General features: G+C 65.1%; 16 protein-coding genes. 9 read left to right on the forward strand and 7 right to left on the reverse strand.

Translation table 11 applies throughout. The annotated features are described in order from the left end of the window. Window positions 1–37 precede the first annotated feature (37 nt). Both ACVENA_RS04125 and ACVENA_RS04130 read left to right on the forward strand, forming a co-directional pair. On the forward strand, window positions 38–1,087 hold the full coding sequence (locus ACVENA_RS04125) for a serine hydrolase domain-containing protein (RefSeq protein WP_449327769.1): 1,050 nt from the start codon (window positions 38–40) through the stop codon (window positions 1,085–1,087). A gap of 54 nt (window positions 1,088–1,141) precedes the next feature. Beyond that, a complete protein-coding gene (locus ACVENA_RS04130; protein WP_449328887.1) occupies window positions 1,142–2,899 on the forward strand; it encodes a chloride channel protein in 1,758 nt (585 codons plus the stop codon). Window positions 2,900–2,906: 7 nt separating this feature from the next. Here the strand turns inward: ACVENA_RS04130 and ACVENA_RS04135 are convergent, their stop codons facing one another. From ACVENA_RS04135 to ACVENA_RS04145, 3 genes are read right to left on the reverse strand one after another with little or no spacing between them, the layout of a single operon-like run. Beyond that, window positions 2,907–4,415: a flavin-containing monooxygenase gene (locus ACVENA_RS04135; RefSeq protein WP_449327770.1), complete on the reverse strand. Its 1,509-nt coding sequence runs from the start codon at window positions 4,413–4,415 to the stop codon at window positions 2,907–2,909. Then, a complete protein-coding gene (locus ACVENA_RS04140; protein ID WP_449327771.1) occupies window positions 4,412–5,266 on the reverse strand; it encodes an SDR family NAD(P)-dependent oxidoreductase in 855 nt (284 codons plus the stop codon). The genes ACVENA_RS04135 and ACVENA_RS04140 overlap by 4 nt, the downstream gene beginning before the upstream one ends. Continuing rightward, on the reverse strand, window positions 5,266–6,150 hold the full coding sequence (locus ACVENA_RS04145) for a metal-dependent hydrolase (RefSeq protein WP_449327772.1): 885 nt from the start codon (window positions 6,148–6,150) through the stop codon (window positions 5,266–5,268). The genes ACVENA_RS04140 and ACVENA_RS04145 overlap by 1 nt, the downstream gene beginning before the upstream one ends. A gap of 267 nt (window positions 6,151–6,417) precedes the next feature. On the opposite strand from ACVENA_RS04145, the gene ACVENA_RS04150 reads away from it, so the two are divergent. Next, window positions 6,418–10,653 (forward strand): TonB-dependent receptor domain-containing protein, encoded by a 4,236-nt coding sequence (locus ACVENA_RS04150; RefSeq protein WP_449327773.1) that lies wholly within the window; start codon window positions 6,418–6,420, stop codon window positions 10,651–10,653. 87 nt (window positions 10,654–10,740) lie between these two features. Here ACVENA_RS04150 and ACVENA_RS04155 read toward each other — a convergent pair whose 3' ends face one another. Together ACVENA_RS04155 and ACVENA_RS04160 are read right to left on the reverse strand one after the other, a co-directional pair. Then, window positions 10,741–11,307: a TetR/AcrR family transcriptional regulator gene (locus ACVENA_RS04155; protein ID WP_329629080.1), complete on the reverse strand. Its 567-nt coding sequence runs from the start codon at window positions 11,305–11,307 to the stop codon at window positions 10,741–10,743. A gap of 210 nt (window positions 11,308–11,517) precedes the next feature. Further along, window positions 11,518–12,441, reverse strand: coding sequence for an alpha/beta hydrolase (locus tag ACVENA_RS04160; RefSeq protein ID WP_449327774.1), 924 nt, complete (start codon window positions 12,439–12,441; stop codon window positions 11,518–11,520). A 202-nt stretch (window positions 12,442–12,643) separates the two neighbouring features. Between ACVENA_RS04160 and ACVENA_RS04165 the strand changes: the two genes are divergently transcribed. Next, on the forward strand, window positions 12,644–13,327 hold the full coding sequence (locus ACVENA_RS04165; protein ID WP_449327775.1) for a hypothetical protein: 684 nt from the start codon (window positions 12,644–12,646) through the stop codon (window positions 13,325–13,327). Window positions 13,328–13,356: 29 nt separating this feature from the next. Here the strand turns inward: ACVENA_RS04165 and ACVENA_RS04170 are convergent, their stop codons facing one another. Together ACVENA_RS04170 and ACVENA_RS04175 are read right to left on the reverse strand one after the other, a co-directional pair. Then, window positions 13,357–13,788: a GlcG/HbpS family heme-binding protein gene (locus tag ACVENA_RS04170; RefSeq protein ID WP_257548391.1), complete on the reverse strand. Its 432-nt coding sequence runs from the start codon at window positions 13,786–13,788 to the stop codon at window positions 13,357–13,359. Window positions 13,789–13,811: 23 nt separating this feature from the next. Continuing rightward, window positions 13,812–14,777: a DMT family transporter gene (locus ACVENA_RS04175; protein ID WP_449327776.1), complete on the reverse strand. Its 966-nt coding sequence runs from the start codon at window positions 14,775–14,777 to the stop codon at window positions 13,812–13,814. 98 nt (window positions 14,778–14,875) lie between these two features. Here ACVENA_RS04175 and ACVENA_RS04180 point away from each other — a divergent pair, with 98 nt between their 5' ends. The 5 genes from ACVENA_RS04180 (at window position 14,876) to ACVENA_RS04200 (ending at window position 20,951) form a co-directional block, all read left to right on the forward strand. After that, complete coding sequence (locus tag ACVENA_RS04180; RefSeq protein ID WP_449327777.1) at window positions 14,876–15,364, forward strand: Lrp/AsnC family transcriptional regulator; 489 nt, start codon at window positions 14,876–14,878, stop codon at window positions 15,362–15,364. A 135-nt stretch (window positions 15,365–15,499) separates the two neighbouring features. Beyond that, window positions 15,500–17,725 carry a TonB-dependent receptor gene (locus tag ACVENA_RS04185; protein ID WP_449327778.1) on the forward strand — a complete coding sequence of 742 codons (2,226 nt, stop codon included), beginning with the start codon at window positions 15,500–15,502 and terminating at the stop codon, window positions 17,723–17,725. A 2-nt stretch (window positions 17,726–17,727) separates the two neighbouring features. Then, window positions 17,728–18,945 (forward strand): cytochrome P450, encoded by a 1,218-nt coding sequence (locus tag ACVENA_RS04190; protein WP_449327779.1) that lies wholly within the window; start codon window positions 17,728–17,730, stop codon window positions 18,943–18,945. Continuing rightward, window positions 18,942–19,826 carry a helix-turn-helix domain-containing protein gene (locus ACVENA_RS04195; RefSeq protein ID WP_449327780.1) on the forward strand — a complete coding sequence of 295 codons (885 nt, stop codon included), beginning with the start codon at window positions 18,942–18,944 and terminating at the stop codon, window positions 19,824–19,826. The genes ACVENA_RS04190 and ACVENA_RS04195 overlap by 4 nt, the downstream gene beginning before the upstream one ends. Window positions 19,827–19,838: 12 nt before the next feature. Continuing rightward, window positions 19,839–20,951, forward strand: a complete 1,113-nt coding sequence (locus ACVENA_RS04200; protein ID WP_449327781.1) for an NAD(P)-dependent alcohol dehydrogenase — start codon at window positions 19,839–19,841, stop codon at window positions 20,949–20,951. Window positions 20,952–20,972: the final 21 nt, after the last annotated feature.

The following is a 20,972-nucleotide window of genomic DNA, read 5'->3' on the forward strand; positions in this document are numbered from 1 at the left end:
CAACGATAAGGGCAGGAGCGAAACAAGGGAGAGCTATGTGCGGCGAATTTCGGGCCTCGCGGCGGCCGTCACGGCTTGCTGGCTCGCGGGATGCGACCCCGCCGTCACCGATGCGTCTCCTGCCGTGGCTGCGACGCATGCGGTGCCCGATCGGGACGCGGCGATGCGGGACTTGCTCGATTATGCGCGCGGGCAGCGCAGCACCGGCTTCCTCGTCGTGCGCGGCGGGCGGACGCTGGTCGAGGAAAATTGGCCGGCGCCCGACGACCGGACCTTTTCGATCTTCCTTTACGGCAAGACCGCGAGCGGCGCGCTGCTCGAGGATGTCGCATCGCAGCAGAAAAGCTTCATCGCGGCGCTCGTCGCCGTCGCGGTCGACAAGGGATTGATCGACGTCGACCGGCCGGTCGACGACTATCTCGGCGTCGGCTGGTCGAAAGCCTCGCCCGCGCAGGAAAAGCAGATCCGGGTGATCAACATCCTGCAGATGAATTCTGGGCTCGACGAGAAATTCGGTTATGTCGCTCCGCCCGGGACGCAATTCTTCTACAACACCGCGGTCTATGCGGTCTCCAAGCGCGTCCTGATCGCGGCGAGCAAGCTGCCGCTCGACGAGTTGACGCGCGACTGGCTGACCGTGCCCGCCGGCATGGCCGAAACGGCGTGGCGGGAGCGGCCGGCGGCGCTCGCCGACGTCGGCAATGCCACGGGACTCGTCACCTCGCCGCGCGATACCGCGCGCTTCGGGCAAATGATCCTGAACGGCGGTATCGCCGAAAACGGCACGCGCATCGTGTCGAAGGCCGGCCTGAAAGCGATGTTTGAGCGCTCGCCGACCAATCCCGCTTATGGGCGGCTTTGGTGGCTCAATGGCGGTGCCTATGCGGTTCGTGCGACCGAAGGACGCCGAGCCGGACCATTGATCGCCGCGGCGCCTTCCGATCTGGTCGGCGCCTTCGGCTTTCTCGACCGCCGACTCTATGTGGTGCCGAGCCTTGATCTGGTCGTCGTCCGCACCGGCGCCGATGCGCCCGACGCCGATTTCGATCAGCAACTCTGGCTGCGCCTGATGCGCGTCATCGGCTGAGCTTTTCCCGAAAGCGCTTGACCCGCTGCCGTGGAAGGCGTTGGAGCGCTCGCGATGGTCCGCCTGCGCAAATCCGCTCTCGTGATCGCCGCGGCCCGGCAGCGGCGACGGCTGCGCGAAAGCGAGGCGGCTTTCATCCTGCTGGCGGCGGTCGCGGGGCTGGCGGCGGGGGCGCTGACCAACGTTCAGCAGCTCATCGCGCATGGAATCCAGAGTCTGCTTTATGGCGTGACGATCAACCGGCTCAGCGCGCTCGGCATGATCCACCATCCGTGGAAGTTGCTGGCGCTGCCGGTGGGCGGGCTTATGCTGATGCTCTTCGCGCGCGGACTGCGCAACCGTCAGCGCATTCCCGTCGACGTGGTGGAGGCCAATGCGCTGCACGGCGGACGGATTCCCTTCGCCGACAATCTGGTCATCGCGTCGCAGACGATCATCTCGAACGGCGCGGGGGCGTCGGTGGGGCTGGAGGCCGCCTATGCCCAGATGGGCGGGGGCGTCGCGTCGCAGCTCGGGCAGTGGTTCACGCTGCGCCGGGGCGACCTGCGCACCCTGGTCGGCGCGGGGGCGGGCGGGGCGATCGGCGCGGCTTTCGGCGCGCCGCTGACCGGCGCCTTCTATGCCTTCGAGATCGTCATCGGCAATTACACCCCGGCCGCGATCGCGCCGGTGATGGCGGCCGCCCTGTCCGCGGTATTCGTGAGCCGCGCGCTGGGCGCCGATCCCTATCTGATCGCGACGACGGCGGGGCGGGCCTTTTCGGTGTCCGACTATCTGCTTTACGCGCTGCTCGGTCTGCTCTGCGCGCTGTTCGGTATGCTGATCATGCGCCTCGTCGCCTTCACCGAGCTGCGCGTCCATGGCTGGCGGCGCATCGCGGGATGGAAGCCGGTCGTCGGCGGGCTTCTTCTCATTCCACTGGCGATGCTGTCGCCGCAGACGCTGTCGGCGGGGCATGGCGCGCTCCATCTCGATCTGGTGCTGCGCCCGGCGCTGAGCTTTCTCGCGATCGTCCTGCTGCTCAAGATCGCGGCGTCGGTCATTTCGCTCAGCTTCGGGTTTCGCGGCGGACTGTTCTTTGCCTCGCTTTTTCTGGGGTCGCTGATCGGGCAGATTTTCGCGGGTCTCGTCAATCTGGGCCCGCTGGGCGCCTTCATCGATCCGAACGACGCCGCGCTCGTCGGCATGGCGGCGCTTTCGGTCTCGATCGTCGGCGGGCCGATGACGCTGGCGGTGCTGATGCTCGAGACGACGCATGATTTTGCCCTGATGGGCGTCGTGCTCACCGCGACATTGGTGTCTAGCGCCTTCACGCGCGAGATGTTCGGCTATTCCTTCTCGACCTGGCGGCTGCACCTGCGTGGTTCGACCATCCGCAGCCCGCGCGACATCGGACGGCTGATGACGCTGACCGCCGGTCGCATCATGCGGACCGACTGGACCGCGGTGAGTCAGGATATGACCGTTGCCGAATTCCGGGAACGCGTGCCGTTGGGCAAGACCGCCAAGGTCATCCTGATCGACGCCGAGGGGCATTATCGCGGAATCGTTCCGACGGCCGCCGCCTTCCATCCCGACCTCGACGAGACGTCGGCGGTCGCCGGGCTGGCGACCCAGTCGGGCATCGTGCTGCGCCGGGCGATGGACATCCGGTCGGTGCTGAAGCTGTTCGACGAGGCGTCGGCGGACGAACTCGTCGTGATCGACGACGACGAGCAGGTGATTGGCGTGGTGACCGAGCGACATGCCCGCCGCCGCTACTTCGAGGAACTCGAAGCCTCGCAGCGCGAGCTGTTCGGCGAGAGCGGCTAGGGTCGGCTCACGGCCCGGTCACCCGCGCTTGCGACGGGGCGCAGGCGATGATCCCATATTCCCCGGCTTTGCGCCGCCGGCAGAGCAGGATGTAAAGAAACGTCGAACGCGGCCACAGCGCGACGACGCGGCCGGTGATATCCTGATACCAGCTTTGGCAGCCGCCCCGCGCCCAGACGCTGGTGCGCAGCCGGCGCTGGGTATCGCGGTCGAAGGCGGTGGCGCGTGCGGCCGAAACCTCGATCGCCGTTGCCCCCGAGCGCCGCATCCAGCGCAGCGCCCGGATGATATGCTCGGCCTGCGCCTCGATCATCAGGATCTGCGAATTATGCCCAAGCCCGGTGTTGGGACCGAGCATCAGGAAGAAATTCGGGAAAGCCGGAACCGACAGGCCGAGATAGGCGGCGGGTCCATTCCGCCAGGCCTCGGCCAGCCGCGCGCCGTCCACTCCCCGAATATCGAGCCGCTTCAGCGATTCGACGACCTGAAAGCCGGTTCCGAAGATGATCGTATCGACGGTGACGCGGTCGCCGCCCGCGGTCACGACCTGATTATGCTCGACCCGCGCGACGCGGTCGGTGCGGACCGAAACATCCGGGGCGGCGAGCGCTGGATAATAATCGTTGGAAAGCAAGGTGCGCTTGCAGCCGAGATCATAGGCCGGGGTCACGGCGGCGCGAAGCCCCTTGTCGGGGATCGCGCGGGCGATGATCCGTTCGCCGTGCCGGCGCGCGAGACGGCGCAGCCGTGTCCCGCCGGTAAAGACCAGCAGCCGCGCTTCGTGCAGCCAATAGAGGCCGGCGCGCAGCAGGCGCCGATAGCCCGGAAGGTGCCGGAGCGCCGTGCGTTGCAGCGCCCCGATCGGCCGGTCGAATTTCGGCAGCACCCACGGCGCGGTGCGCTGGAACAGGGTGAGCGAGGCCGCCTCTTTCGCCAGCTCGGGCACGAACTGAATCGCGCTGGCGCCGGTTCCGACGACCGCGATGCGCCGGCCGGTCGCATCGAAATCGGCCGGCCATTCGGCGGAATGAAAGACTGCGCCCGGAAAGGTTTCAATCCCGGCGATGGCGGGCTTTTCGGGCACATGCAGCGCCCCGATCGCCGAGACGAGAACCGCTGCCTTGAACAGCCGCCCGTCGCGCGTGCGCACCCGCCACACGGACTCGCTCGCATCCCATTCGGCGTCGGCGAAGGCGGTGTTCAGCCGCAGGTGCGGGCCAAGATCGAAGTGGCGCGCCACCTCCTCCAGATAGGCGAACAGTTCGGGCTGGGTCGGATAATAGCGCGACCAGTCGGGCCGCGGCCCGAACGAGAGCGAATAGAGATGCGAGGGAATGTCGCAGGCGCACCCCGGATAGCGATTGTCGCGCCAGGTGCCGCCGACGCTGTCGCCCTTTTCGAGGATGACGAAATTCCGTTGCCCCTCGCGAATGAGCCTCGCGCCGAGGCAGAGCCCGCTGAACCCCGCGCCGACGATCAGCACCTCGACGCGGTCTTCGGGTTCGATGGGAGTCACGACGCCTCGCCCCCGCGCGTCATCGTCCCGACATGCTCGCGCATTCCGCCCATCAGGGCGCGCAGCACATGCCCGTATCGCGCGGGGGCGAGGCGCGCGAGCAGATCGCCGAACACGGCGTCGCCGCCGATCAGCAGGCGCGGCTTCCCTTTTTCGATGGCGCGAACGATCAGGGCGGCGGCGCGATCGGGCTCCATCCGCAGCAGTTTTCCGAACGCCGCCGTTGCCGCCTCCGCGCGGTCGGGGTCGATCGCGCCCGCGATCTCCGCATTGCGCGCGATCGCGGTGCGGACACCGCCCGGATGGATCGCGGTGACCTTGATCCGGGTCTCGGCCAACTCGTGCCGCAGCGCTTCGGTGAAACCGCGCACCGCGAACTTGCTGGTCACATAGGGAAGCTGGCCCGGCGGCGCGATCAGGCCGAACAGGCTGGAGATATTGGCGATCCGGGCATCGGAGCCGAGGTGCGGCAGAAAGGCCCTGGTCATCGCCAGCACGCCGCCGAAATTGACCGCCATCACCCGGTCGAACTCGTCGAGGCTGAGCTGGTCGAAACGGCCCATCGCCGCGATGCCGGCATTGTTGATGAGGATATCGACATGCGCGATGCCGTCGCTGCCCAATATCTCGGCGGGCAGCGTCGCGACGGCCGCGCGGTCGGTCACGTCGACGCCGTGGAGGCTCGACACCGCCGTCCCCAGCGGCGCCGCGGCCAATTCGAGCATGGTCCGGTCGCGGTCCACCAGCGCCAGCCGGCAACCGCGCGCGGCGAGATTGCCCGCCAGCGCGGCGCCGATGCCGCTCGCGGCGCCGGTCAGGACGACGGTGCGCCCCGCAAGATCGTAGCGCATCAGGCTGCGGCCAGCCCGTATTTCGCTTCGGTCGCGGTCAGCAGGTCGCGGTCGTCATGGTCCCAGGGATGAAAGCCCGGCCGGTAATATTGCAGATAGGGAAAGAAGCAGCGGCGGAGCACGCCGGGCTTGCCCAGCAGATATTTGGCGGTCTTCCACCAGGTTGCGGGCGTGTTGATGCGGTCCTCGCGATAGAGTGAAGCCATATTGGCGCCGATCGTCCAGAAGAAGAGCAGGGTGCTCGCGACCATCGTGACGGTGCGCAGGAAATAGCGGCGCAGCGACGACCAGTTTCGCGTCGCGACCATCATCGTGTCGAAGGCGACTGCCTTGTGCTCGAGTTCCTCCATCGCGTGCCAGCTCCACATGCGCTTCGCCTCGTCGGGCGCGCCGGCGAGGTCGGTGCTTTCCGCTTCGAGCAGCGCGTGGGCGAGGATCGCGGTGAAATGTTCGAGCGCGCAGGTCGCCGCGAGCTGTCGTATCTTCGCGTTGCGCTTGCCGAGCGCGATGACGCGCTGCGTTCGCGCCTCGAGCCTGGCGATGTCGTAACCCGCATTGGTGGCGAGCGCATTGAATTCGCGATGTTCGCGGCTATGCACCGCTTCCTGGCCGACGAAATCCTTGATCTGCGAGCGCAGCGGCTCGCTGGTCAGGTGGCGATATTCGCGCACGCTATCCATGAAGAATTTCTCGCCGTCGGGGAAGGTTGCCGACAGCGCGTTGAAAAAGGCGGTCGCGACCGGATCGCCCCCGTGCCACCAGCGCCGGTCGCGCGCGTTGCCGTCCCTGGCGGCGGCGTCCCCATCGAACCGGAAGCGGAGGTTGCGGATGGTGATCGACAGATCGTCGGGGCTCTTGGAGGAAAGGCGTTTTTCGAGGGTCATGGGCTCGACTCCGTTTTGACAATAATGTTAAAATAGATTCGTTTAGACATTGATGTCAACAGGAATCAGAGTGCATCGGCGGGCGCCCGCCCGCTGCTATCCAGAAAACCATGCATTTCCCGCGACCCTGGCCTCGATTTTCCGGGCACTATAGTTCATGTTTCGGCAATCGGGATTTTGATATTGACATCAAAGTCAATTTACGAAACCATGATCGGGCAACAAGAACAGGCGGACCAGATTCCGCCGTCTTCAGGGGAGAGTATCATGGGGTCGAGAAGCGTCTCGCGGGCCGGTGCGGCCGTCAGTCTGATCGCGGTTTCGATGTGTCTGGCAATGCCGGCGCTGGCAGATGAGGCTGCGGATCAGAAACCGGCAGCCGAGGAGGGGCAGGGGCGCAGCAACGAGATCGTCGTCACTGCGCGCAAACGCGCTGAATCGATCCAGGACGTGCCCGCGGCGGTGACCGCAGTGACGATGGAGGAACTGACGACGCGCCAGGTGACGGGCGGACCCGACCTGATGACGCAGGTCCCCAACATGACCTTCACCAAGACCAATTTCTCGGGCTATTCGATCCAGATTCGCGGCATCGGCACGCAGGCGATCTCGGTCACCACCGACCCGGCGGTCGGCGTGGCGCTCAACAATACCCCCTTCATCCGCAACCGCTTTTTCGAACAGGAATTCTTCGACCTCGAGCGGGTCGAGATTCTGCGCGGTCCGCAAGGCACGCTCTATGGCCGCAACGCCACTGCGGGCGTCGTCAATCTGGTGACTGCGAAACCGAAGTTCGAGCCGGGGGCGAAGCTGTCGGTGGACGTCGGCAGTTACAACCAGATCCGCACCGAGGGGATGATCAACATCCCGATCGTCGACGACAAGGTCGCGCTCCGCCTGGCGGGTGCGTGGACGAAGCGCGACGGTTATGTCCACAACAGTATCACCGACAAGCAGATCGACGGCCGCGACCTCTGGTCGACGCGCGCCAGCCTGCTGTTCCGCCCGACCGACAATTTCGAAGCCAATTTCGTCTGGGAGCATTTCAACGAGAAGGACGACCGCCTGCGTTCGGGCAAGCAATTGTGCAAGACCGATGAAAGGACCGAGGTTGCGGGGTTTCCGGTGACGCATTTCCAGGAGCTTCCCGAAAAAGGGCAGAGCGTATTGTTTTCGGGTGTCCAGGCGAGTTTCAGCCAGGGATGTCTGCCTTCGAGTTTCTACTCGGATGAGAGTTACCAGACGCCCAACGGCGTTTCGGCCCCTTACTATCTGCCGCTCGGAGGCATTGGTTTGCCTGCCGTCCTGGATGATCCCTATCTCAGCCGGTCACAATCGCGCAATCTGCGCGAGATCGAATCGACCATCGAGCCTGACTATCGCGCGCGATCGAATATCTTCGAGTTGCAGCTCGGCTGGGACGTGGCGGATAATCTGAAGCTCAGTTCCGAAACGGCTTATTCGACCGACAAAATCTTCTCGACTCAGGACTTCAACAGATTCAACACGGCGCCCGGCGCATGGGGCTATGGCGGTAATGGAACTGCCCGGCCGGGCGTGCTCGAACTCGGTCCGGTTGAAGTTCCCGATCGTCTCCATCCAGGCGAGATGTTCCAGACAGGCATTTTTTGCGACCCGCAGATTGGCTGTACCGACAGGTTGGCCGGCGTCGATCTTTCGGTCGCCAAGTCGACCCAGTTTGCCCAGGAGTTCCGCCTGACATCGAGCAATGAAGGGCCGTTCAACTTCAATATCGGCGCAAACTTCCTGCGATATAAAACAGACGAGAAATTCTACGTATTCTTCAATTCGTTTGGCCTCCTGGGGGCAATGGGGCCGCTTCAAGGCAATCTTGAGATGCCGCCCTATCAGGCCGGCGTCAGCGACAACCGCGAATGTTTGCAGGACGGGCTGCAGCCGCCGGATCCCAATCGTGCCTATTCCGTCGCAGGCTGTATCTATATGGATCCCAATTCGTTGGATAATCTCAACGGACAGGGCCATAATTATTTTCTTAGCAATAATCCCTATGCGCTGAGTTCCTGGTCCGCGTTTGGCGAAGCCTATTACGACCTTGCGGACAATTTGAAGCTGACGGTCGGGGGACGACTGACAGTGGACCGGAAGAAGGCGCCGCGCATCCCGAGTTGGATACTTGGGGGCAACACGGCGGGCTATTCGGTCGCGACAACGATCCGCCAGCAATGGATCAAGCCGAGCGGTAAGGTCAGCATCGATTGGAAGCCTGAACTTTCGTTCACTGATAGCACGCTGCTCTATGCTTCCGCTTCGCGCGGATACAAGGCGGGCGGCGCGAATCCGCCCCCTACAGGCACCGTTGCCTATACATTTGGTGTAGGTGGCAAAAGTGATGTAACCGATGCTCTAGTCCGGCAGTCGGCGACCAGCCCCGCGACCTTCGCGCCCGAATATGTCAATGCGTTCGAGGTCGGGATCAAGAACGAGCTGCTGGACCGCACGCTGACGGTGAACGCGGCCGCCTTCTTCTACGATTACAAGGGCTATCAGATTTCGCAGATCGTCAATCGGTCGGCGGTCAACCTGAATTTCGACACGCTTGTGTGGGGCGCTGAGTTGGAAGCGGCGTGGAATCCGACACGCAATTTTCAACTCGGATTGAAACTCGGCTATCAAGGCAGCAAGTTGAGAAAGGGATCGCAAGCAATCGATCTGATGGATCGTACGGCGGGCAATTCCGATTGGGTGGTCGTGCGCCCCTTTCCCGCCTATCCATCGAACTGCATTCTGCCTGCCGCCCTGTTTCAGGGAGTCGTACCGGCGGGAGAGTCCCCTCAGTGGGGAGCGGCTGGCGATCCGGCGCTGATCAATCTGGGTGGCAAGGGCGGCGGGAATGCCGGTCCGTGCGAACTTGCCTATCAACTCGGCTATGATCCGGTGACTGCGGCTCCCTATGTCGCCAATCCGACGACGGGCAACGGGCTTTCGATGCTGGCGTGGAAGCCCGGTTATGCCGGATGGGACCCCTCGACCGCTCCCAATAATGGTGAGGGCTTCTATACCGACCTGTCGGGCAATGAACTGCCCAACGCGCCGCACGTCACCGTGTCCGTCAACGCCGATTACACTGTCCCGCTTGGTGGAGACTGGTTGGCGACGCTGCATGGCGATTATTATTACCAGGGAAAGAGCTGGGCACGTATCTTCAATCGCCCCGACTACGACCGCATCCGGCCCTATTCCACCGTCAACGCCGCGCTGTTGCTGCATAACGAGGCAGCAGGCTGGAACATCATGGCCTATGTGAAGAATGTCTTCAACAAGACCGCGATTACCGGCGCCTTCCTGCTTAGCGACGATACGCAACTCGTCACGAATATGTTTCTGACAGAACCGCGCCGCTACGGGCTGCGCGTCACCAAGGAATTTTCGGGGCTTCCCTTCGGTTTCGGCGGAGCTAACCGGCCGCATACGCCGGGGACGCCGTGGGATGTGACGCTGGAAGGTGGGGTGGAATTGCTGCGGCATAGTGGTGGCAATGCGCCCTATCGCCCGGCATTCACCAATGACTTTCCGACGGGCTTTGATTCTTTCGCGGCGGTTCAGAACGATCGGCGGATGTCGTGGCGCGATAGCACTGATCTAGCGTTGATCTTCCAGCCCAACGATGGCCCATGGAAACTGACTGCCGAACTGCGTCACGGCAAGGATGGGTCGAGCCGACGTCTCCGCGATGAAGAGGTGGGAGCGCCGGTTTGCCCCTACTCGGATACCTGCGACCTTAATTTTGCCTTTCGCCACACAAGCTTTGCCGATGCTGCGGCGGTCGATCAGGAAAAGCATTTGATCCTGGATTTCATCGCGAGCCGCGATATTCCGATTGGAAAGAACATGCGCTCCTCGTTCGGTCTCGGCGCACGCTATGCCGACTTTGCTTCGGACACGTCGCTCGACATTCTGGCGACGCCGGACAATGTTCAGGGTAACAATATCCTCGCGAATGGTTTCAATACCTTCCATCGCTATCAAAGCTATGCAGCGATAGAGAGGGATTTTCACGGCGTTGGTCCCGTCGCGAAATGGGATGGCACGATAGATTTGTTCGGCTCGCCCGAAACGGGTGCCGTTGGTTTCGACTGGGCAATGTCGGCGGGATTGTTGTTCGGCCGTCAGGCGTCCCGCATAACGGCGGACGAAAGCATCGGCGAATTCCGCGACAACGCTACGGGAGACTTTTTGACCGATTTGCAGAAGCGCCTGTTTGTCGCGCTTGCGAATATCACCGGACCGACCAGCACGACCACCAACCAGGTCAGCATTACCCGCCGTAACAGCGTCACCGTCCCGACGCTCGGCGCTGCAGCCGGCCTGTCCTACAGCATCGGGCGCGTCGGCGTGAAGGCGGGGTATCGCTGGGATCGCTATTTCAACGCCATCGATGGCGGCGACGCAAGCGGGCCCGGCAAATATGACCGCACGATCCACGGTCCCTACATCAAGCTGAGCATCGGTTTCGGGAACTGATCCAACCGCTCTCCCACCCGCACTCCGGGAAGCGTCCACTGGGGGGCGGGCCTTGGTCCGCCCCGCTTTTTTGGAAGAAGATGGAGGCTACAGCGGCCCGATGACGAACATCGGCAGCAGTTTCGCCGCCAGGCTGCGCATCGCGTCCTCGTCCTGGCCCAGCATGTCGCGCAGGTGCGGGCCGATCACGGCATCGCCAAACGCACAGGTCGCGACCATCAGCACGGCGGAGCGAACGCGCGGGTCGGCGTCCTCGTCGAGGAATTTGTCGCGAAAGGCGACGACCAGGCTGTTCACCGCCTCGCGCACCGGCTCCAGATGCGAAAAGTCGCGCGACAAAGCGATCCAGGCGGCAAGCTGGCCGGCGCCGCCCTCGCCGAAGGCGTCGAACACCTGATCGACGATGACCCGCGGCGCGGCGCCGTCGGTCTTGATGCGCTCGACCGCGCTGTCGAGCGCGTCGGTCAGGTCGCGGATCATCGATCCCATCAGCGCCGACTGAAGGTCGGCGGCCGAGCCGAAATGATAGAGGACATTGGCGTGCGACATACCGATCGCCTCGCCGACATTGGCGAGCGTCACCGCGCCCGGCCCGCCTTCGAGGAGCAGCTTGCGCGCGGCGATCAGCCCTTCCTCGCGCGCCTTGTCCCCCATCCACTTGCGCCGCCGGACCCGGGGTTCCTTTGGAACTTTCGCCACTTCGGTCAATGATGGTCCCTCTATTCCCCCGGTGCGTGGGACGGCGGCGCGTCGGCGCGGCGGGGTGGCCGCCGACGGCGCAATGCCGTGACTCCTGAACCGCCGCCGCGCGTTCGTCAATATGACAGCGCGCACGAAGGCGCCGCCGGACCGGAAGAGGGAGGGTCAGGCGGGGATGGCGGCCAGCCTCTGCGCGAGCCAGCAATGGCCGCGCTCGCGGACCTTCGCGGCATAGGAGCCGGGAAAGTGGATGATCCCGTGCGGCGCCTCGGGCAGCAGCGCCAGCTCAGCCTCGACCCCGGCGCCTTGCAGCCGCTCGGCGAGCTGGATGCTGTCGTCGCGCAGCGGATCGATGTCGCCGACGACGATCAGCGCGGGCGGCAAGCCGGTCAGATCGCCGTAAAGCGGTGAGAGATCGGGCCGGCGCCTTTCCTCGCGGGTCAGGCCGGGACACAACCGCGCGATCTGGCGTTCGAGCGTGGGGCCGTGGAGGACGAGACTGTCCTTGCCCGCCGTCATGGCGCTGGGCGTGCCGCCGAGGTCGTAGACGCCATAATGCAGGACCATGCCGCGAAAACGGCTGCTCCACTCCGGCCGGTCCCTGAGCATCAGCGCGACCGACAGCGTGAGATGGCCGCCGGCGGACTCGCCGGTGAGGAATATCGGCAAGTGCGCGACATCCTGCCGCTCGGCGATCGCCAGCGCCGCCGCCGCGCACTCGGCCTGGATCGCCGCGATCGAGCGCGGCATCGCGAGCCTGTAGTCGACCGAGAAGACCAGCAGGCCGCACGCCGCGGCAAAACCGGCATTGAGCTTGTCGTCCATCGCGGCGAGGCCCACCGCCCAGGCGCCGCCGTGGAAATCGATCAGCACGCCCCTGGGCGGACCGTCGGGCCGGAGGATGCGAACGGGCGTGCGGTCGGGCGTCGGGAGACGCGACAGGGTCAGGGCGATGCCGCGGCGGCGGACTCGCGCGGCCGAGCCGATCGTCGTGGCGCGCAGAAAGCCTCGCGTGAGCCACAGCCGCACGCCGCCGGTCACTTTCAGCCGCGGCGCCCAGCGGAGCAGGTGATTCCGTCGTCGCTGCACCCGGATATCCTCTTCGCTCACCATCGGTGCACCCCATGAATTTGACATTGTATTATATTCATACCCATCAGAGCGGAGCAGATCGCCAAAAATTACGCTCCATTCAACGGAATGGCGGCGCGATCACTATTTATAATTGACATCAATGTCAAATACAGGCAATCCAATCTCGAACAGGGCAACCGACGGGAGTTTTCGACATATGCATAAATCGACTGCCTTTCTGGGCGCCGCCGCGATCGTTCTCGCCGCGCCTGCCGTTTCGGCCGCGAGCCCGCGCGCCACGCTCGTCACCGCCGCGTTTCAGACCGGCGGCAAGACGCAGGCGCTGGCGTTGGTGAACCAGGCCATCAAGTCGCTCGACGCGACGCTGGCGAAGGAGCCTGCAAATCGCGACGCCCAGCTTCAGCAGGGGATCGCTTATGGCTATCGCGGCAAGCTGACGCGGTCGCTGGGCGACGCGCGGCGCGGACGCGATTTGCTGACGACCTTCGCGAACCGTCATCCCAGCGATCCCGAAGCGCAGATCGCGCTCGGCGGATGGCATCTGACTGTGATCAACGAGGTCGGCGGGTTCGCCGGCGGCTCGGCGCTCGGTGCGAGCAAAAGTAAGGGGCTGGCGGCGCTGAACAAGGCGGTGAGCCTTGGCGGCAACCGCGCCTTCTTTCCCGCTTACGCGGGGCTGGCGCGCGTCGCGCTCGACGCGAAGGACGCCCCGGCAGCAAAGCTGCTGCTCGACAAGGCGGTACGTGCGCCGGCCCCGGCCGAAGTCGACCGGATCACGCAGGCGGCCGCGAAGCGTGTCGCCGCGCTGATCCAGGCGGGCGACCACAAGGGCGCCTCTCGCCTCGCCGAGCAATTATTGCCGTTCGGGCGGATATCCTGACGCGGCGGTAGGGCAGGGAGGTTGCGACGCTATTCGGCCGCGAGGCCGACCGCCGCGAGCGCTTTCGTCGCGACCTCCATGTCCTGATGATAATGGCCGCCGCTGATGCCGAGGCCGCCGATGACCGCGCCGCCCTCCTTGACCGGATAGCCGCCACCGAAGGTGACGAGGCGGTCGGTGTGGACGATGCCGTGGAGTAGCGGCGGGTCGTTCTTGATGAACTCGTGCCACGCATGCGTCGCCATGCCGAAACCAGCGGCGGTATAGGCCTTGTTGATCGCGATGTCGGTGCTGAGCAGCGGTGCGCCGTCCATGCGCAGGAAATGAAGGAGATTGCCCGCGGCGCAGGAGACCGCGATGCACATCGGCACGCCGATTTCCGCAGCGGCCGTCGCCGCTGCGTCGGTCAATTCGCGCGCGGACGCGGCGGATATGGTGGCGATCGGGCGGCTGTGCGTCATCCAGAAACTCCTTAGTAAGCTAATTACTCAGGGGCCTCCATTGCCAGCTTCGTCGGCCTTGCGCCAGCCCCGCCGTGTGCCGCGACGCAGGCAAGCACGCTTGCGATGACGAAGCCGAACGCCGCTGCTTCGAGTGCGGTTGGGCCGCGCTGTTCCCACCAGAAGGCGTAAAGAAGCGCGAACAAGGTCTCGAATAGGATCATCTGCCCGGTGAGCGCGAGCGGCAGCAGTCGGCTCATCCGGTTCCAGAGTGCGTTGCCCGCGATCGATGCCAGTAGCGCGACCCCGACCGACACGCCCGCGAACAGCAGCCACGCACCACCGTCGTGACGCCAATTCTCGAGAAGGAGTGCGAGCGGAAGCAGCAGCAGGCACTGAGCGCCCGTGGCGATTCCGATGAGCAGGCTCCAGTCGTGGGCGGAAATCGCGTCGAGACGGGCGAGCGCGCGACTGTTGCGGACCGCATAGGCGGCCCACGAGGCGAGCGCGCCGATCGCGCAAACGAGGCCGATCAACGGCTCGATCGATGCGCTGCCGAGCAGCGCGAACGCCTGCCACCCGACGCAGATCGCTCCAGCGCCACAGAGAAGCAGCGAGAGAAGCAGCCGTCGGAGTGGCACGGCATCGGCGTCGCGCCGGCCGATGATCGTCACCGCGACCGGCAGGAAGCCGATGACGAGCGAGGTCATCGCGATGCCGCCTGCCTGCACCGCCGCCGACAGCAGCACATAGTAGAGCGTGTTGCCGAGCAGCGCGAGCAGGGCGAGTTCGCGCCAGTCGCGCCGAGCGAGATGCGATGCGAGCACCCGGCGGCGCGGTGCGATCAGGACGAGCGACAACAGGCCATAAGCCAGATAGCGCCCGATCGTCAGTTGCAGCGGCCCGAAGGCCGAGGCGAGCTGCGGCGCCAGAAAGACGAGACCCCAGAGCGCGCCGGCTCCCATGCCATATGCCACCCCGGCGAGAGTCGCCTTTCCGCCTTGCGCCATGGCCCCGATTCCTTTGCTATCGAACGGCGCGGCGATAGCATCGACGGGGCGAGCGAAGCGCTCTTGATCGCACCGGTAAATGCAACAAAAGTGCATCCATGTCCCGTCCCGCCAACCGTTCCCCGCGCGCGCTCGATTCGTTCGACAAGGCGATCCTTCGCCTCGTCCAGCGCGACAACAAGATGCCGCAGCGCGAGATTGGCGAAGCGGTCAACCTCTCCGCGGCGGCGGTGCAGCGACGGATCGCGGCGATGGAGGCGGCCGGAATCATCCGGGCGAATGTCGCGCTCCTTGATCCGGCGGCGGCGGCGCTGACTATCACCTCGATCGTCGAGGTGCGGCTGATCGACGAACATGCGGCGACGGTTGAGGCCGCCAAGACACTGTTCCGGGCCACGCCCGAAATCCAGCAATGCTATTATGTCACCGGCGGGATCAGCTTTGCGCTGGTGATCGTCACGATCGACATGCCCGCCTATGAGGCGCTGACGCGGCGCCTGTTTGTCGAAAATCCTGCCATCGAAAGCTTCCGCTCGCTGATCGCTCTCGACCGCGTGAAGACCGAAACTGGCGTCATCATTCCCTGATCGGGAGCGTCAGGCGGGGCGCCTGGCGCGCAAGAAATGTCAAATCTCGTTGCAGGCGAGGCTAAAGCCACGCGGGGGGCGCCGAACTAATTCTTTCCCATGAGGTTCGCAGAGGCCTCGATCGGGAGAGATGATATGGCAAGCATGGCCTTTTCACGCGCGCTTCTCGCCGCGCTCGCAATTTCGACATCGACCGCCGCGCTGGCGCAAGAGACGGGCGGCGCGCCCGCCGGGACCGACGCCGCCGACGGCGACATCGTCGTCACCGCGCAGCGCCGCGAACAATCGCTGCTCGACGTGCCGCTCGCGGTCACCGCGCTCGGCGGCGATACGCTCGCCGAACGCGGCATCACCAATTCGGCGCAGCTCGGCGATGCGGTCCCCAATCTTCAGATCAACAGCCCCTATGGCGATACGCAGCCGAATTTCTCGCTGCGCGGCATCGGGGTCGCGAACGAGTATAACAGCAATCAGGCGTCGCCCGTGGGGGTCTATCTCGACGACGTCTATCTGGCGCCGCGCACCAGCCACGGCATGGGCCTGTTCGACCTCGACCGCATCGAGGTGCTGCGCGGGCCGCAGGGAACGCTGTTCGGGCGCAACACCACCGGCGGCGCGATCAACTTCATCACGAAGAAGCCGGGGCTGTCGGGTGCGAACGGCTATGCCCAGCTCGGTTACGCCAATTTCGACACGATCACCGCGCAGGGCGCCGCTGAGGCGACGCTCGCCGAGGATGTCGCGGGGCTTCGCCTCGCGGTGAATTATGCGAAGGGCGACGGACAGATCAAAAATGTCTTTCCCGGCGGGCGCGACGCGGCGTCGGTCGACACGCTGCAAGGCCGCGCGTCGCTGCGGTTTAAGCCGGTCGAGACGCTCGACATCGTGCTGCGCGCCTATGGTGGGCGTGATCGCGGGACGCAGGCGGCGGTCCACGGCCTGGGCGCCTTTCGCACCGGGCTCGGCTTCTTCGAGACCGACGAGAATCGCATTGGCGAGAACCGTACCGACGCCTGGGGCTTCTCGGCCAATATCGCGCTCGAACTGAACGACCGGCTCAGCCTGACCTCGATCACCAGCTACGACGGCGGCAAGCAGGACCTGCAGCAGGCGGCCGACGGGTCGCCGCTTGATCTGCTCGATATCAACTGGCGCTCGCGCTACCGCCAGTTCAGCCAGGAATTGCGCGCCAATTACGACGGCGACGGCATCACCTTCGTCGGCGGGCTCTTCTATGGCTGGGACCGCAACATCACCGACAACCGGTTCAACCTGCCGCTGCCCCCGGCGGGCGGCTTCTTTCAGCATTACCGGCAGGTGCGCAAAAGCTATGCGGCGTTCGGCCAGGCCGACATCGACCTCTCCGACCGGCTCGTGCTGACCTTGGGCGCGCGCTACACCACGGACAAATCGCGCTACGACGACGCCTTCGCCTATCTGTTCGTCGGCGGGGTCGACGATCCTGACACACCGATTGCGACGACGGTGCCCTGCGCGGGCGTCGCGGGCACTTGTCCCTATGATCCCGCCGCACGCTTCGCGCTCGCCGACACCAACCATGCGCTGACGGGGCGCGTTGCCCTGAGCTATACTTTCGACAGCGGGATGCTGCTCTATGCCAGCTACAACCGCGGCTATCGCGCCGGGGCGGTCAACGGCGGCGGCTATACCTCGTCGAGCGGCATTTCCTATATCGAGCCTGAGCGGGTCAACGCCTATGAGGTCGGGATCAAGGGCCGCGCGGGCGGGCGTCTGCTCACCTATGCCGCATCGGCTTTCTACTATGACTATTCCAACCAGCAGCTTCAGGACACGCGGGCGGGGCCGGTTTCCTTTCTCGTCAATGCGCCCTCGTCGGAAGTCTATGGCCTCGAAGTCGAAACGACGCTGCGTCCTGTCGATGGCTTCCGCATTGATGCGTCGCTCGGCTGGCTGCATTCCAAATATAAGGAGCTGACGCTGCAAGGCGCCGACCTTTCGGGCAACCAGCTTCCCTTTGCGCCCAAGCTCACCGCGCAGCTCGGCTTCGAGTGGGACATGGTCGATATCGCGGGGGGCACGCTGACCTTCGCGCCGAATATGGCCTATTCGAGCCGCCAATATTTCTCGCCCTTCAACGAGATCGACGCGCCCGGCACGCCGCAGGTGAACAGCGAGTTGCAGCAGGGCGCGAACGCCAAGGTGAACGCGGCGCTGAGCTGGTCGAACGACGCGCTGACCGTCCGGCTGTTCGCCAACAATCTCTTCGATCGCAAGACCTATGGCTATGGGCTTGACCTGCGCGGCGCGGGTTTCCCGTTCAACTTTCTCGTCCCATCGGCGCCGCGCACCTATGGCGTCAGCCTGCGCTACGGCTTCTGACCGTGGCGGCCATCGACCTCAAGGACCCCGATCTCTATGTCGGCGCCATGCCCTATGCCGAGCTTGCGGCGATGCGCGCCGCAGGCCCGGTCCACTGGAACCCGGAGGTCGATGGCGCGGGCTTCTGGGCGGTGCTGGGGTTCGACGACATCATCGCGGTATCGCGACAGGCCGATCTCTTCTCCTCGGCGCATGAAAATGGCGGACACCGCATCTTCAACGAGAATGAGGTCGGGCTGACCGGGGCAGGCGAGGCGGCGATCGGCATCCCCTTCATCTCGCGCGATCCGCCGACCCACACCCAATATCGCCGCTTCGTCATGCCCGCGCTCTCGCCCGGGCGGCTCGACGGGATCGAGGCGCGGATCGCCGAGCGGGTCGAGCGGCTGTTCGCCGACGTCCCCTTGAACGAGACGGTCGACATCCTGCCGCTGCTGACCGTTCCGCTCCCGCTGCTGACGCTCGCCGAACTGCTCGGCGTGCCCGCCGACATGTGGCACGATCTCCACCGCTGGACCGACGCTTTCGTCGGCGAGGACGATCCCGATTTCCGCCAGTCGCCCGAAGCGATGGCGGCGATCATGCAGGAATTCATGGGCTTTGCCGCCGCACTGTTCGACGAACGCCGCGCGAGGCCCGGACCCGACATCGCCTCGCTGCTCGCGAACACCGAAATCCGTGGCGAGCCGGTGCCGCTCGGCGATTTCATCGGTAATCTGATCCTCGCGCTCGTCGGCGGCAACGAGACGACGCGCAACTCGATCAACCACAGCCTGATCGCTTTCGCCAACAACCCCGACCAATGGGATGCCATCCGCGCCGACCCCGATCTGCTGCCGAACGCGGTCAAGGAAATGGTGCGCTATGCCAGCCCCGTGATCCACATGCGCCGTACCGCGACGCGCGACACCGAACTCGGCGGACAGGCGATTCGCAAGGGCGACAAGGTCGTCGTCTTCTATCCCGCCGGCAACCGCGATCCGGCAATCTTCGCCGATCCCGACCGCTTCGACGTGACGCGTCCGATCCGTCAGCATCTCGCCTTTGGAGCGGGGGTGCATGTCTGCGTCGGATCGCGGCTGGCCGAGATGCAATTGCGGCTGGCCTTTGCGTGGATGGCGCGGCATGTTCGGCGCTTCGAGGTCGTGGGAGCGCCGCGCCGCGTGCGGTCGAACTTCATCAACGGCTTCAAGCGGCTCGAGGTCAGGCTGGTGACGTGAAACAGGACAGCGTCTGGGATAATAAGGAGATCATCTGCGACGTCCTCGGCCGCGCGCCCGATGTCGAGATGGGATCGTTCGGCGACGGCTGGTCGCTCTGCCGCTGGCGCCAGTTCGTTGGCAGCTACACCTTGCCCGCGCTGCCGCAGCCGATCTTCACCGTCCATGTCGCGGGCAAGCCGCAGGTCAAGACGTGGGATAGGGACGGCTGGACCGAGACCAGCTCGATCCCCGGCTGCGCGACGATCGTCCCCGCGGGAATGCCGACCGGCTGGCTCGTTGATGGCGAACTCGATGTCGTGACGCTGTCGATGTCGTCGGACGTGCTCGCGGGGCAGCCGCACGCCGATCAGTTCAGCCGGATGCGCTTTGCTTTCGCCGATCCGCTAGGGGTCGCGCTGACCCGCCAGATTCTCGCCGAGCTCTACGCGCCGCAGGCCGAGGAGCGCACCGCCTATGTCTCGGCGATGGTCAATGCGTTGAAAGCGCATATTCTTTCGGGACCGCCCGCGCATGGCAATCCGACTGAAATCCCCGTGTCGGATTTTTCGGCCTACCGCCTCCACAAGATCATGAACGCGGTGCTCGCCAACCCGGCGGAAGAGCACAGCCTTGACGCGATGGCCGCGGTCGCGGGGGTCACGCCGTCGCATTTCTGCCGCCTGTTCAAGAAAGCGACGGGCATTTCGCCGCATCAATATGTGATGAAGGCGCGGCTCGACCGCGCGCAGCAGATGCTCGTCCAGACCGACCTCAGCCTCGCGGCACTGTCCGAGGCGACGGGTTTTACCAGCCAGAGCCATTTCAGCCGCGCCTTCCGCGCCTGGTTCGGCATGGCACCGAGCGACTATCGCCAGCAGGAGCGGCGCGGGCTTCATTGAACGGAGAAGGATATGACCGAAGCGACGGCCGCCGTGGTGCGACAGCCCGGCGGCGATTTCACGATCGAGACGATTGCGGTCGAGGCGCCGCGCGCGGGCGAGGTGCGGGTGCGGATCGCGGGGGTCGGGCTCTGCCACACCGACCTGATCTTTCGCGACCAGTTCGCGCCTTTCGCGCTGCCCGGCGTGCTCGGTCACGAAGGCGCGGGGGTGATCGAGGCGGTGGGCGAGGGCGTCGAAGGCCTCGCCGTCGGCGACGCGGTCGTCGTCGGCTTTTCGAGCTGCGGTGCCTGTCCGCGCTGCGACGAGCATCTGCCGAGCTATTGCCAGAGCTTCGTACCATTGAACTATGCCGGGATGCGGCTCGACGACGGCTCGACCGCCTATGCGAAGGGCGATGAGCGGATCACGTCGCATTTCTTCGGTCAGTCCTCTTTCTCGGCGCTGACCGTCACGCGCGCGCGCAACGTGGTGAAGGTCGATACGTCGAAGGTCGCGCTCGAACTGCTCGGGCCTTTGGGGTGCGGGTTCCAGACCGGCGCGGGCGGCGTGATGAACTCGCTCGCCTGCCCCGCGGGGTCGAGCATCGCGATCTTCGGCGGCGGCCCGGTCGGGCTGGCGGCGGTGATGGGTGCGGTGATCCAGGGATGTTCGACGATCATCCTCGTCGAACCGATCGCCGCGCGGCGCGACATCGCCGGGAGGCTCGGCGCGACGCATGTCGTCGATCCGGCCGAGGCCGGCGATCTGGCCGAAGCGCTGCGCGCGATCGTTCCGGCCGGGCTCGATTTCGCGTTCGACACTAGCGGCGTCGTGCCCGTCATCGAGGCGGGGCTTGCCGCGCTCGGCAGCCATGGCGCGATCGGGCTCGTCGGCGTGCCCGCGCAACGCGACGCCGCGATCAGCGTCAACATCGCCGCGCTGATGACTCCGGGGCACCGCATCATCGGGATCATCGAGGGCGACAGCGACCCGCAAAGCTTCATCCCCGAACTGATCGCGCATCACGCCGCGGGACGCTTCCCCTTCGACACGCTCATCCAGACCTTTCCGCTCGCCCGGATCAACGAAGCCGTCGCCGCGCAGGCGCGCGGCGAGTGCATCAAGGTCGTGCTGATACCCTGAGAAACCGACAAAGCTGGAGAG

It is taken from the genome of Sphingopyxis sp. 550A (genome assembly GCF_053569535.1).